Below are 13,867 nucleotides of genomic sequence, written 5' to 3' on the forward strand. Positions count from 1 at the left end.
GTCGGACGGGCAATCGCGCCAGCGTGCGCCGCACTGGAGCATGTGAATGATACCGCTGATAATGCGTCGATCGTCTTCGCGCGCCGGGCCGGTCTGGTTCGTTGGCAGATGCGGCTCTATCTGAGCCCACTGCTTGTCGTTGAGCCAGAACAGTCCTTTGCGCATCGAAGTCCCCCGTGCCGAATCAACTTAGCACCAGGGAATCAGAACTCGCTAATTAGGTACAGACCCTAGTCTTAGTTATAGTGAATGCTCCGGCGGAACACAGGATCGATTTAATGAGCACGCGCAGCAACAGCTTTCTGTCAGATGCGGAGCGCGATGCAGTCATCGAGCTGCGCCACGATATGCATCGCGAGCCTGAGCTTTCGAATGCGGAATGGAAAACGCAGGAGCGAATCCGGGCGGTGTTGCAACGTTTCGGCCTCAGCGGTTTCAACACGTTCCACAACACCGGTCTTTATATTGATATCGAAGGGCGCGCCTCCGGCCCAAAGCGTGCGGTCGCCGTGCGCGGCGACATTGATGCATTACCGATTCAGGAGACGCGGGACGACCTGCCCTATCGCTCCCAGGTCAATGGTGTCATGCATGCTTGCGGTCACGACGTGCACGGCTCGATTGCGCTCGGCACCGCGCTCGCATTGCATCGGATGCGGGACAACTTCGCAGGTAAGGTCCGCGTGTTCTTCCAGCCAGCCGAAGAAGCGGAGCCCCTAGGTGGCCGCACGGTTCAAGACGAGAAACTGCTGGACGGCTTCGACCAGGCCGTCGGCTTTCACGTCAGTCCTGGAATTCCCGCCGGTATGTTCGGCGCACAGGAAGGCGCGGTAACGAAATCCGCCGACCAATTCAAGCTTACCGTCACCGGAAAAATGGCGCACGGCGCTTCACCTCATAATGGCATCGACGCCATTGCTATCGCCGCGGCCTTCATCAACGAGGTGCAGAAGGTAGTTTCGCGCGAAATGCCGATCGACGACGCTGCAGTAATAACGATTGGCACTATCCATGGCGGGGAGGCTACTAACATCATATGCCCATCCGTCATCATGGAAGGGACGATCAGGACAGCGAGCTCGGAACGCAGGGCGCTCCTGTCACAGCGCGTGCTTGAAGTCGCGGAAGGCGTCGCTGCACTGCATCGGGGTCGTGCCGAATGCATCATTCGCAAAGGTGAACCGGCTGTCGTCAACGATCCCGAAATGGTGAGGAAATTCCGCCAGCTTGTCCACGATACTGCTGGACGCGACGCCTTCTTCAGCGAGAGGAGACCGATAGCAGGGAGCGACGACTTCGGCTTCTACGCGGCCTGCGTGCCCTCGATCTATTTCTGGCTCGGTACCCGCGCGCCCGGCAATGAGTCGTTTGTGCATACTCCCACGTTCGGCGCATCCGATGAACTCATTATCCCGACAACTGTGCTCACCGTCAGATATATTCTGGACCTGCTGAATTCTTGATTGGGCTTGCCTGCCACGAGCGCCAAGCATGCTGCATTCTCTCGGCTATTCCGGACGTCAAGGCACCGCACGAATACCGTGAAGCCACATGGCGCCGCGTCTAGCTCGGTCTCTATTGAGGGGCGGATCGACGCGAGCCACTCGAATCAAATTTCTCATAACCGGCCGAAGATCAGCGCGTTGCCTTCGAACGCGTGCGGGTTTGCCGACGCAATCACGTGCCAACGCCAAGTGCGCCGGCAGCTCGAAGAATGTGCCCTTCTGATCATCAGGAAAAAGAGCCGCGCCTACATTCCTTCAAGGCTCGCTGCGCCTGCGTTCAATTATTTGGTGCGCAGGAAGATGGACTGGGTTTCGTGGAGCTGTACCGACCAAAAAGCTGCATAGGTACTGGCTTCAAGTGGGCACTGCGCGAGTCCGTGAGGCGCCAGTTTTGCACGGGCAAACGGCTTCTGGTGCAGCAATTCTCCCAGGTAGCACCAGAATGTGCCGAAAATATTCGCCTTTTTGCCCGTACAGTAAGATCAATGATGGGCTTCAATGGCCTTCAGACATTTAGGAAACCTGATAGGGGGAATTGGCACGATGAAGGTGCTCTGTTTGTGGTACGCGAACGATGACGAACTGAATTACATCAAAGGAGCGATGCCGGCTGGTACGGAGGTTATGGCCCCGAAAGGGGATTATCTTTCTCGCTTTGATTGCGCATACTCAGATGTAAAGCACCTTGCCCCCGACGCCGACGCGATTATCGCTTTGAGCGTCCCGGAAGGGGCCTTGGAAATCGCCAAAAAACTAAAGGTGTTTTCCTGGATGCATTCGGGGGTCGATGATCTCCGCCAAATGGGGGCGCTCTCTCTCTTCAAAGAACGCGGCGTGAAACTTGCGAATATCCGTGGTGCCAACGCCGTCGCGGTAGCAGAGCAAGCGATGATGTTCGTACTTTCACTGGCGAAGCAGACGCTAGTCAAGCACCAGGCATTGCAACAGCGACAGAAACCGCACCCCGTATATGCGGACGAGACTCGATCGGCCATGTTGCATGGTCGAACCATCGGGATCATCGGCCTTGGACAAATCGGCGCACGCATCGCTAAGCACGCAAAGGGCTTCGACATGTATGTTATCGGTGTCCGCCGCGACAAGGGAAAGCCCGTTGGATGCGTTGACTCGGTCCATGGGACAGACGAGTTGCATTCCGTACTGGCGAAATGTGACTACGTCGTCGTCGCGGCCCCCAATACGGTGGAAACCAATCAGTTGATCGGCAAGCCGGAGATTGCGGCTATGAAGCCATCCGCTTTTCTGGTCAACATTTCGCGCGGAAGTGTGATCCAAGAGAAGCCCCTCTATGAGGCACTCACATCAGGTCGTTTGCGCGGATATGCCGCAGACGTCTGGTGGACCTACGGTTATGGTAGGGCCTTTCCAGCGGGCTCGGGATCGCGCTTGGCGGTTCACAGGCTTCCGAATGTGATCGGTTCTGAAGACCAAGCTGCAAATGCCGATGACGTTTTGCAGCGTAACATTCAGTGGGGCACTCAGAACTTGCTGGAGTTTGCGACGGAAAAGCCGCTCACGCGGGAAGTTAGCCTGGATTTGGGTTACTAGACGGTTAGATGCCAAGTCGGGGGGGCTACGTCGAGGGCTCCAAAAGCAAGCCCAGTTCAGGGATTGCGGACTCATTCATGGAGTCCCTGAACGGGCTAGTTTAAGCTTTTCAAGTGGGGCAACCGATGAAGCCCATATTGCTGGTTTGCCGCCTCGAACGCTGCGGACCCATGTTTTTACGCGAATCAGCGGGTTCTATCTTTAGACCCTATCCGAGATGGAGCGGGTGCCGGTCGTTGGACGTCGCTTCGAGAATTCGCGTTTGCCGATTGGCAGAAGAGTAAGTCTTAAGCTTCGCATCAGTGAGCCATGATTCGAGCTAAGGACGCTTGGACGCCTATCAAATCTCGATCGACTGAAATCGGCATAGGTCGCTGCCGTCCAGAGTTGCGATCTAAAACCAGAGTTCCGCGGGGGAGCAGACTGACGCGCGCACGCTGTGGCGGCGGCATCGAAGAGCACCTGAAGACCCGCACCCATGTTTAGCCGTTTGGCTCGGATTCCCGGCTTTCATTGTCCAAGACGTTTCGCCAAGCGCCTTGAGTGGAGAGCACAGTGGGCTCTCGACACGCTCACGACTCATCCAGCTTGTCGCGATCCGCATTCAGCCCGTACCCGCTACATTTAGATGATTTGGCGACTTCTCCGCGGGCAGCCGATGTGCAGGGCATGCGCCTGGGCGCCTGCGAATGAGTGCGATGTTCGATTTATGAAACACCCCTCATACGTTTCAATTAGTTACGGTACGTAAGAAAACGTCTTTTCATTAGCGAGGGCGAGGGTAACCTTCATGTAACTCGGCGAGAGAGATGCTCGCCAAACTTTAAATCAAAGCAAACAACAATTGGGGATGCATGGAAATGAGGGCGTCTATCATCTGGGACCTGCCGATCGCACAGACCCACCATTTGTCGGGTAGCGCGGGTGCATTAAGTTTCGTCGGCGGTGCGGGTGATTTCGATGATACGGGACGGATTCGCAATCCGGGCGAGTTCGATAAACAGATTGAAGGAGCGATCGCCAACCTGGCAGAGGCACTAGCCTCCGAGGCCTGCACGCTCGATGACGTCGTACGGCTTAAAGCGCACTACACCGCGGAGCGCGATGACTGGGAGTTAATTGGGGCGCTTGCCCGATTCTTCAAGGCCGATCCCATGCCAGCGATCAGTACGATGCCGGAGCCCTTGCAGCCGTTTTCCGGCCAGACAATCCAGATTCAGGCGATCGCTCAGCGCGGCTGGCGGACGCACTCAGATGTTCGGTCGGTAGCTCGCCCAGTACCGGAGCGGAGCCAAGCGCTGTTCGGCGATCGCACCGTCACCGCTGGATTGCGGGCGGGAGACTTCATTGCGCTCGCCAACCGTACAGCCGAGGACGTTGATGGCACCGTGCGGCAACCGGATGACGGTGTGGCCCAGAGCCACTTCATTATGGAAAGGCACGCAGAGACGCTAGCCGCGCTCGGTGCATCCTTACAGGACTGCGTCAAGCTGGAGGGCTATTACTTCGGTAAGACTCGCGAACAATGGGAACCCCTTTCAAAGGCGCGAGCCTATCACTTTCGTGAGCCGGGGCCGGTCGCAACGGTGGTTCCCTGCCACAGGCTCAATCCGCAAGGGGCGGTGACCAAGGTCGAAGTCATGGCCATGCGTGAGCTACGGAATGGCTACGACAAATATATCCCGCGCGAGGACCACTGGCCTGCGCGCGTTTGGGACTGGACTTACCCCACACCTTATCGCCAAGGCATCAGGCTGCGGGACGCGGTATGGCTGGGTGGCCAAGTGCCCTCCCAGCCGTATAGCAACAAAGGCGGGTCAATCATGGGGGGGCAGCTCATTCCGCAGACCCGTTTCACAATGAGCTATATCGAAGACCTCCTGCGGCCTTTCGGCCGGTCGCCCGCCGATTTGAAGCTCATGGTCTGCTACTTTACGTCGACCGGTACTGAGGATGAGACAGTGGCCTTTGCAAAGACTCTTGCCGACTGCGTCGGAGGAGCGCTTCCGCCCGTGACGCTCGTACCGAAGCCGATGATGCACAACCCCAACACCACTGTAGAGATATGGGGTGTAGCGCAAGGCTGAGCGTTTCGATCCCAGACCCTCGAAGAGATAGCGTCCGGCGAATCGAAGAAGTTAAGGGTCGTGCACCGGGGCGTTGAGCTTTAGCTCTCGAATAATGGATGACATCAATAAGCCGCGTCTCGGTGAAGCTACAGGCGTCCGCAATTACTAAGCACTGGCTGGGCACGTCATGCCTCGCGCCGAAGACAAATACGGCGCGGCGCTTCTGATCTGGTATTTGGGATGCACGACCTTCGACTATTTAGAGCGTGCTCTGTGATCCCTTGCACCTGAAGGAGTCGTTTGCGGTGACAGGCACTCATTATCTGCGGCGCATAACTTAGCCGTTAACAAACACGCATGAGATTGTTGGGATCGCCACCTCATCCTTGGGGGGCAGGCAGGGAGGAAATAGACGATGGGGAAGTCATTGATGATTAGCGCTGGCCTGGCCGTGGCCGGGTTGATAGCCGGGGAGATTGCGTTGGCGAAAGCTGTCTTTGCTGCCGATCAGCTTACGGTCACCTCGTTCGGCGGGGCTTATCAGACAGCCCAACGCAAGGCCTATTTCGAGCCTTACGCCAAGCAGACCGGCGTGAACATCATTGAGGGAGAGTACAACGGCGAGCTCTCGAAAATTCGCGCCATGGTTGAATCCAAGAGCGTTAGCTGGGACGTGGTCGACACCGACGCAGTAGCAGGCGTGCAACTGTGTGCCGAAGGCATGCTCGAGAGGATCGACTGGAAAAAGCTAGGGCTTGACAGGGCCAAGTTCACAGGCGCGGACAATGACTGCGCCGTGCCGGCAGATTTTTATGCCACGGTTCTCACCTATGACAAAGATAAGTTGCCGAACGGTCCGAACACTCTCAATGACCTGTTCGATGTCCAGAGATTTCCCGGCAAGCGTGGTCTGTCTAAGAGCCCGTTCGGCAATCTCGAATGGGCCCTGATCGCCGACGGCGTGCCAACTAAGGACGTCTATAAAGTCCTCAGCACGGCGGAGGGCGTCGACCGTGCTTTCAAGAAGCTCGACACAATCAAGAAGGATGTCATCTGGTGGCAGGCCGGCGCGCAGGCGCCACAGCTCCTCGCCGACGGTCAAGTCGTAATGACATCAGCCTGGAATGGCAGAATCTACGATGCAATCAAGAACTCCGGCAAGAATTTCGAGATTGTGTGGAATACCCAGGAACTGGGGATGAATGTGTGGGTTATGCCCAAGGGCGGAGCACGCCTAGATGCCGCATACAAGTTCATCGCCTTCGCCACCTCACCAGCGGTGCAGGCTGACCAGACCCACTATATCTCTTACGGTCCCGCCAACAGGGATGCCATCGCGCATGTTGATCCGGCGATCCTGCCGCACCTGCCGACCGCACCCAATCATATGACCAATGCTCTGTTGATTGATTCCTCCTTCTGGGGCGAAAAGGGTGATGAGTTGCGCCAGCGCTTTACGGCCTGGCTCGCGAAATAAGATCAGGGGCGGCGGGGAGGACTTTCGTTCTCCTCGCCGCGCGAACGGACGAATGAGAGAAAGGTTGATAGCAGATCAGACGGTTCGGTTCGGTGGATAAGTGAAGCCCGACAATATCGCGCACCTTATCGACCAATAGCGGTCGATCGACAGCTTGAATGTCCGGCTGCGGTGCGGCTGCAAACCGAACGCCGTCCGCATTCGGTGGATCGTGGTGTGAGAAAAGCCAGTTTCCGCAGCCATCGAGTGGAGCGACCATGCGTGGCGTCGGGCGGTGTCGTACGCGATCTCCGCTTGATTACCTCAGCAACCGATCATCGTTGATGGTTCGAGGGCGGCCAGGGCGGGCTTTGTCAAACAGGCCATCAGACCGATCCTTCAAGAATCGGCGGCGCCACTTGCCAAACGATCCTTGCGCCAGCTCCGGTAGGTGCCGCGATGGCCCGTATACTTCCTGGCAATCGCCGATTTGCTACAATTCATGATTACCGAATTCATGCTTCAGACATCATCAGACAACGCTTGCACAGGCGCGCCAGCGTGCTTCGCAGATTGTAGCCTGCACAGCTGCAATTTCGGACGCGCCCAAATTGTCTGGTCGGCGAGAGCCAGATCGCAGCGAACGGCGCGATCGGTCGACCTTTCACACCCGCATTTGGCGTCTCCTCGGAAGTGGTGTAGCTCGGTAGAGCAAAGCCGCCCGGACGCGCGCCCTCAAATTGCGCCGTAGCGGGCGGGCGGTTTTGCGGTGGTCACCGGCAGTTCTCCGGTAGGATCGGGTTGCGACACCGCAACCGAGGAACCACCGATGACCGACGATGTGATGAACCTGCGCACGCTCGTGGAGAAGACCCCCGATGCCGATCTGTTGCGCGAGATGGTTGGCTTTGCTGCCCAGCGCCTGATGGAGCTGGAAGTCGAAGGCCAGACCGGAGCGGCCTACGGCGAGAAGAACCCCGAGCGTCTGGCCCAGCGCAACGGCTGTAAGCGCTTAGCCGTGACCCTATTGAGGCTGGCTTGACGTTTTGCGGAATCGCCACGGCATGAGATCATCGATCTTGCTATGGGGATGACCGTCGATGATCGCCTCGAGTGTTTCAGCGATGTAGGCAGCCGGGTTGACGCTGTTGAGCTTGCAGGTAGCGACTATCGACGCCAGCATGGCCCAGTTTTCTGCCCCGATTTCATGGCCCGCGAAGAGCGCATTTTTTCTGGTTAGGCAGACCGGCCGGATGGCGTTCTCGACCGGGTTGGTGTCGAGTTCGAGACGCCCGTCTTCGAGGAAGCGGGTCAACCCCTGCCAGTGATTGAGCGCATAGCGGATGTCCTCGGCGAGCGTTGAGCCGCTGGAGATCATGGAAAGCTGCTTCTCAAACCACGGTTTTAAAGCCGCAATGAGGGGCAGCGAGTGCTCCTTGCGCGCGGCCAACCGGATGTCCGGCGACGAGCCGCGCACCATGGCTTCGATGGCGTAAAGCTGCGCGATCTGCCGGACGGCGGCCTCGGCGATCGGAGACTTGCTGTTGCGCACCAATTTGACGAAGCGCCGGCGCAAATGGCTCCAGCAATGCACGAGCGTCCACGGCCCTTGCGGTCGAACGACTTCGGTCAGCCGGTCATAATGGCCGTATCGTGTCGGTCGCGGTGATTGTCGCGGTCGGCGTCAACAGCGACGGCCGGCGCGAAGTGCTCGGCATGGACGTCGGCCCCTCCGAAGCCGAGACGTTCTGGACGGCGTTCCTGCGCAAGCTCGCCCGCCGTGGCCTGCGCGGCGTCAAGCTGGTCGTCTCCGATGCCCACGAGGGCATCAAGGCCACCGTCGCTAAGGTGCTCAACGCCACTTGGCAACGCTGCCGCGTGCACTTCATGCGCAACGCGTTGGCCCATGCCGGCAAGAGCGGGCGGCGCGTCGTCTCCGCCTTCATCGCCACCGCCTTTGCCCAGGACGATGCCGAGGCTGCCAAGACGCAGTGGCGCAAGGTTGCCGACCAGCTCCGCCCCAAGCTGCCCAAGCTCGCCGGCTTCCTCGACGAGGCCGAGACCGATGTGCTCGCTTATATGGCGTTCCCGCCGCAACACCGGACGAAGCTGCACTCGACAAACCCGATCGAGCGCCTGAACGGCGAGATCAAGCGCCGCACCTAGGTCGTCGGCATCTTCCCCAATGAAGAAGCCATCGTCCGCCTCATCGGAGCGATCCTGCTCGAGCAAAACGACGAATGGGCGTGCTCGCTACATGACGCTGGAAACCGTCGCGCCGTTGAGCGATGATCCCACCGTCAGCTTTCCGGCGATCGCCAGCTGACCAGCCCGGCTCTCGCCGGCGAACGCGGTGACCCGCCGCCACCTACACCACGCTAGGGGACACGATCCCCGCATTGCCACGAGCGGTCTCCTCTCTAAGATTCGAGCGATCAACTAATCTCACGAAATTGCGTTCCAGATGACTAGGCTTTGTTGGCGCAAAGCGTGACGGCTCAGTCTCCCAAATTCCTTAGGAAAGGCCTAGGCAATGGCGCGCGATGCCTTGAAGGCCGCGCGCCTAATCTCCCAGGATATCACACCCCCCGCGCGAGCTTCGGTTGGTAATTTCACCAATGACTGTTGAGCGGATGGCGGAGTTTGGCCTCGCTCTGAATGAGAGTGGCATTTGTCGGGACGGTGCGCGGCCTAGCCGCTCGGCAGAATTGTCGCTGTTGTGTCTTTCTCGTGTTTCTGCGCGGAACACCAACAGCCCGTAGCCGCGAGGGACGCAGGTCTTCAGCCTCCGCTGAGAGCAATACGCGGAGCTCCGCAGATGGCTTTTGCCATGGGTCGACGTGTACCGCGGATTGGACGGATCACAGGCGCTTGGGTCCACAGCGCGAGCTCGAAGAAGTCGAACGTTTCGGCGGGGGTGCCTCCGGCGTGCGCGGCGGCTGCCGGATCCCAAGCGCATTTCGGAGCTGCCGGTTTTAAACAGTTTCACCATCCAATCCCTCTATCATTGCCAGCACGCGTTTTGCCATCCAATGAGAGCGTAGTTGCTTAAATCCATCGAAGATGGTTCTTTCTACGGCGAAAGTCGGCGCGAAAGTTCGGCTATTTGCGCTAAACGTTGCCATTGGCTCGGTAGGATTGCGGCCTCTTTCTGATGCCGCCGGTTTGAGAACGGCGCCATTCTAACCTTCGAACGAACGCTTTCGGGAACTCGCAAGTATGTTTTGGCCCCTGCGGAAGCGATTCCAGAGGATAGTTAGCTGGCCGAAGTCGATCACTGTGGATGAAATCTACAGGGCTTCCGAGCGGAGAAACAGCTCAACGACATACGGAGCCTGCTGCTCGCCCAGATCCCTAGCTCTTTGCGTGAGGACGGTCTTATCGATGGGGGGGCGCCTCACTGTGGACCGCGAGCGGCGGAGGCTAGGCGCGCTCGATGTCCGACGGCAGCATGTGCTTGATCAAGTTGCAACCTACGGGAAAAACAGAGTGACTTCAGGTATGAACGGCAAATCACGACAAGACATTGATGTGGCGCGACTGCGCTCTCACCATCTATTGATGCATCGCATCAGGGCGCTTGAGGAGGTGACCCTAAAGGCGCAGGACGACAAGCTGGTGTTTGGCGCCATTCATCCATCGATTGGCCAGGAGGCAGTGGCGGTCGGCGTCATCGCCCAGCTAACCAGGCGGGACCTTCTGCTCTCAACCCATCGGGGTCACGGTCATACGCTCGCCAAGGGAGCCTCCTCGACTGCCATGTTCCATGAGTTGCTCGGTCGCGAAGGAGGTGCATGCGCCGGGAAGGGCGGCTCAATGCATATTGCCGATTTTAGTGTTGGTATGCTTGGCGCCAACGGAGTAGTCGCCGCCAACATAGTCATTGCGGCGGGCGCCGCACATGCGATCAAGCTGAAGAAGGAGGATCGTATCGTTGCTTGCTTCTTTGGCGACGGTGCCACGAACCGCGGTCCATTTCTGGAGGGGCTCAACTGGGCTGCGGTATTCGACCTGCCGGTCCTCTTCGTATGCGAGGACAACGGTTATGCGGCGACCACCAGAACGCGCGCGATGACTGCCGGTCCTGGCTTGTCCGAGCGCGCGCGCGCGCTGGGTTTGCCGACTGTCGAGGTCGACGGCAACGACGTGACCGCCGTCGAGATTGCGGCTGCCGAACTCATTCGCGAAGTGCGGGGTGGCAAGGGGGCGCGCTTCCTGCACGCCCGCACCTTCCGCATGACTGGCCATACCGGCGGCGACCCCGCTGTCTATCGCCCGAAAGGGGAAGTCGAGGCCGCAAAGGCTCATGATCCAATTGCTAGAACGCGCGCACTTCTAATTGGCGCCGGCGTCGCCGTTGATATGCTCGACGCCGACGAGGCGTCCGCTTACGCGGAAATGGAAGGCGCGTATCGCTCAGCCCGCGAAGCCAGCTTTCCGGCGGTTGCAGAGGCGTTGACCGACGTTCAGGACGTTGGCTCTCCTCTTGTGGAGGCATTCTGATGAGCTTGATGACCTATGTTGAGGCTGGACGCCTCGCACTTGAGGAGGAGATGCGGCGCGACGCCACCGTGTGGGCTGTCGGCGAGGATCTGGGGCGCGGCGGGGTTTTTGGGCAGTACGTCGGTCTTGTCGAAAAATTCGGCTCCGATCGCATTTCTGATGCACCAATCTCGGAGGCGGCCATAGTTGGCGCTTGCGTGGGCGCTGCGATGATGGGTACGCGACCCGTGGCCGAGATGCGATTCTCTGATTTCGCGCTTTGCGCTATCGACGAGCTCGTCAACCAGGCTGCGAAAGCGCGCTTCATGTTCGGCGGCCAAGCCCGCGTACCGCTCGTCGTCCGTGAGCCAATCGGCATCAGAGGCTCTTCCGCCGCGCAGCATTCGCAGTCACTCGAGGCCTGGTACGCGCATATACCAGGGCTGGTGGTCGTCTGTCCCGCGACCCCCGCCGACAACAAGGGGTTGCTCAAGAGCGCAATCCGCTGCGACGACCCGGTCGTGTTCATGGAGCACAAGGGTCTATGGCGCGTTGAGGGAGAGGTACCTGAGGACGTCGATTTCACGATTCCCTTGGGCCAAGCGCGCAAAGTACGTGAGGGCAAGGACCTCACCATCGTGTCTTGGTCGAATCAAGTTCACATTGCGATGAAAGCGGCGGAGGCGCTCGCGAAAGAAGGGGTGTCGATCGATCTCATTGACCTGCGTACCATCTGGCCCTGGGACAAGACGATGATATTCCAGAGCGTCGAGCGGACGAGACGCTTGATCGTCACCCATGAGGCAGTCGCGGTCGGCGGTTTCGGCGCCGAAATTGTTGCGACTGTAGCTGAAAAATTCGGCGGTGCGGTCGCCGTGCGCCGGTTGTGTGGACCGCGCGCGCCGATCGCGTATACGCCGCCTCTTGAGGATGCTGTTCGCGTCACCGAGGATGCGATCGCCGCTGCGGCGCGGGATATGATCATCCCCAAGTCCGAAGGAGGTCGCGCGTGAGCATGAACGAGATGACTGGCGGCGAGGCGCTTGCCCGGATGATCAAAGGCTTCCACGGAGGCCCGATGTTTGGTATGGGCGGCTTTCAGCTTCTGCCTTTTTACGACGCAGCGCGGCGGTTGGGTCTCGCGCACAACCTCATTAACGACGAGCGCGCGGGCATCTTTGCGGCCGACGCCTATGCCAAGGTTTCGGGTCGCGTCGGCCTCGCCGATGCGACACTCGGGCCTGGCGCCACGAATCTTGTTACCGGCCTCGTCGAGGCGCTTAATGCCGGTACGCCGATGGTCGTTGTGATCGGTGATGCCCATCGCGACCATGCTTGGAAAAACATGACTCAGGAGGCTCGGCAAACCGAGATCCTTCGCCCAGCCTGTAAGGAACTGATCCGAATCGAGAGCACGGCTCGCATACCTGAATTGATGCGCCGCGCCTTCGCTGTCGCCACCACCGGTCGGCCGGGGCCGGTCGTTGTGGATGTGCCCGAGGATGTCTGTCATGGTACCTTTGGTTTCTCCCAGGATGATTTCCGTGCCGATACCGCGCACGAGGCCGCGCCCGCGTTGCGGTGCAGGCCGGACGTCCGTGCGGTCGAGCGGGCGGTAGCCATCTTGGCGAAGGCTGAACGCCCGCTGATTCTCGCGGGCGGTGGGGTGCATCTGTCGAGCGCTTCTGACACGCTCTCTGCGTTCGCTAAGGCTTATGCAATTCCGGTCGCCCATACGATGAGCGGCAAGGGTGCCATCGCCTGCGTCGATCCTCTGAGCGCCGGCCTGTTTGGTCGTTATGACCGCATCGCGAACAAGCTGATTGAGGAGAGCGATGCGCTCCTCGTCGTCGGCTGCAAGCTCGGCGAGATCGCGACCAAGCGCTACACAGTGCCGCCGATGGGCAAACGCATCGTCCATCTTGAGATAGTTGCGGAGGAAATTGGCCGCACCGCCGAGCCGGAAGTCGCACTTTGGGGCGATGCGATGGCCGGGATCCTGGACCTGCACACCGCGCTCTCCGATGACGTCAAGGTGGTCCGATCGCGTCGCGAGGCCTATTGTGCCGAGGTTGCGCGACGCATGGCGACCTGGAGGGAGAGCGTCAAGGAGCGTTACACTTCGAACGAGCTTCCGGTGTCGATGGGCCGCATCATGGGCGAGCTCAACCGCCTCATGCCGGCTGACGCGCTGCTCATCGCCGATGGCGGGTTTGCCGCCCACTGGGGAGGGCTGCTCTATGACACCAAGCGGGCCGGCCGCGGCTTCGTGGCTGACCGCGGCTTCGCCTCGATCGGTTACGGGCTTCCCGGTGCCATGGGCGCTTCGCTAGCCGCGCCTGGCCGCAAGGTTGTGTCAATCACGGGTGATGGCGGCTTCAACATGATGCTCGGTGAGATTGAGACCGCGCGTCGCATGGAGCTCGATTTCGCGATTATCGTCCTAAACAATGCCGCCTCTGGCTACGTAAAGGCGCTCCAACATTTGATGTACGGCGCGGGCAGCTACCATGCCTCCGACCTCTCGGAGACCAACTACGCCAAGGCAGCCGAGGCGTTGGGTTGCGCGGGCATTCGCGTCGAGGAGCCCGGCGGGGTGGGCCCGGCGATCGAAAGAGCCTTCGCGACTAAAGGGCCAGTGGTGCTTGACGTGATCGTGACACGCGATCCTGCCAAGATGTTGCCGGCTGTCGACAATCGCACGATGCAGATCAAGAAGGGAGACCGCGTAGCGTGAGGGTCTTTCTATCAACAAGGACTGACACCTGTCGTGGGCGGTCTAAGGG

General features: G+C 59.4%; 9 protein-coding genes and 3 pseudogenes. 9 read left to right on the top strand and 3 right to left on the bottom strand.

The genetic code is table 11. The features are described from left to right. On the bottom strand, positions 1-165 hold a 165-nt coding region (locus IVB50_RS18740), incomplete at its 3' end, for a transposase (protein ID WP_247296928.1). A gap of 113 nt (positions 166-278) precedes the next feature. Between IVB50_RS18740 and IVB50_RS18745 the strand changes: the two genes are divergently transcribed. The 4 genes from IVB50_RS18745 (at position 279) to IVB50_RS18760 (ending at position 6,620) form a co-directional block, all read left to right on the top strand. Further along, entirely contained in the window at positions 279-1,463 is a 1,185-nt protein-coding gene (locus IVB50_RS18745) for a M20 family metallopeptidase (RefSeq protein ID WP_247296900.1), read from the top strand. Between the two features lie 585 nt (positions 1,464-2,048). Next, complete coding sequence (locus IVB50_RS18750) at positions 2,049-3,074, top strand: NAD(P)-dependent oxidoreductase (protein ID WP_247296901.1); 1,026 nt, start codon at positions 2,049-2,051, stop codon at positions 3,072-3,074. 860 nt (positions 3,075-3,934) lie between these two features. Then, entirely contained in the window at positions 3,935-5,161 is a 1,227-nt protein-coding gene (locus tag IVB50_RS18755) for a hypothetical protein (RefSeq protein ID WP_247296902.1), read from the top strand. 397 nt (positions 5,162-5,558) lie between these two features. Then, the gene (locus IVB50_RS18760; RefSeq protein WP_247296903.1) at positions 5,559-6,620 is read left to right on the top strand and encodes an ABC transporter substrate-binding protein; all 1,062 of its coding nucleotides are present in this window, start codon (positions 5,559-5,561) and stop codon (positions 6,618-6,620) included. A 73-nt stretch (positions 6,621-6,693) separates the two neighbouring features. Here the strand turns inward: IVB50_RS18760 and IVB50_RS18765 are convergent. Continuing rightward, positions 6,694-7,029 (bottom strand): annotated as a pseudogene (locus IVB50_RS18765) (helix-turn-helix domain-containing protein); the annotation flags it as partial. Positions 7,030-7,428: 399 nt separating this feature from the next. Here IVB50_RS18765 and IVB50_RS18770 point away from each other — a divergent pair. Continuing rightward, a pseudogene (locus IVB50_RS18770) lies at positions 7,429-7,608 on the top strand (transposase); the annotation flags it as partial. A gap of 15 nt (positions 7,609-7,623) precedes the next feature. Here the strand turns inward: IVB50_RS18770 and IVB50_RS18775 are convergent. Next, a complete protein-coding gene (locus tag IVB50_RS18775) occupies positions 7,624-8,193 on the bottom strand; it encodes an IS66 family transposase (RefSeq protein ID WP_247296904.1) in 570 nt (189 codons plus the stop codon). 50 nt (positions 8,194-8,243) lie between these two features. Between IVB50_RS18775 and IVB50_RS18780 the strand changes: the two are divergent. The 4 genes and pseudogenes from IVB50_RS18780 to IVB50_RS18795 form a co-directional block, all read left to right on the top strand. Then, positions 8,244-8,925: pseudogene (locus tag IVB50_RS18780) on the top strand (IS256 family transposase); the annotation flags it as partial. 1,175 nt (positions 8,926-10,100) lie between these two features. After that, positions 10,101-11,102: a thiamine pyrophosphate-dependent dehydrogenase E1 component subunit alpha gene (locus IVB50_RS18785; RefSeq protein ID WP_247296905.1), complete on the top strand. Its 1,002-nt coding sequence runs from the start codon at positions 10,101-10,103 to the stop codon at positions 11,100-11,102. Next, positions 11,102-12,094 (top strand): alpha-ketoacid dehydrogenase subunit beta, encoded by a 993-nt coding sequence (locus IVB50_RS18790; protein ID WP_247296906.1) that lies wholly within the window; start codon positions 11,102-11,104, stop codon positions 12,092-12,094. Before IVB50_RS18785 ends, IVB50_RS18790 begins: the two co-directional genes overlap by 1 nt. 2 nt (positions 12,095-12,096) lie before the next feature. Next, the gene (locus IVB50_RS18795; protein WP_247296930.1) at positions 12,097-13,818 is read left to right on the top strand and encodes a thiamine pyrophosphate-binding protein; all 1,722 of its coding nucleotides are present in this window, start codon (positions 12,097-12,099) and stop codon (positions 13,816-13,818) included. Positions 13,819-13,867 lie beyond the last annotated feature (49 nt).

This window comes from Bradyrhizobium sp. 87 (assembly GCF_023073015.1).
Classification (GTDB): Bacteria; Pseudomonadota; Alphaproteobacteria; order Rhizobiales; family Xanthobacteraceae; genus Bradyrhizobium; species Bradyrhizobium canariense_D.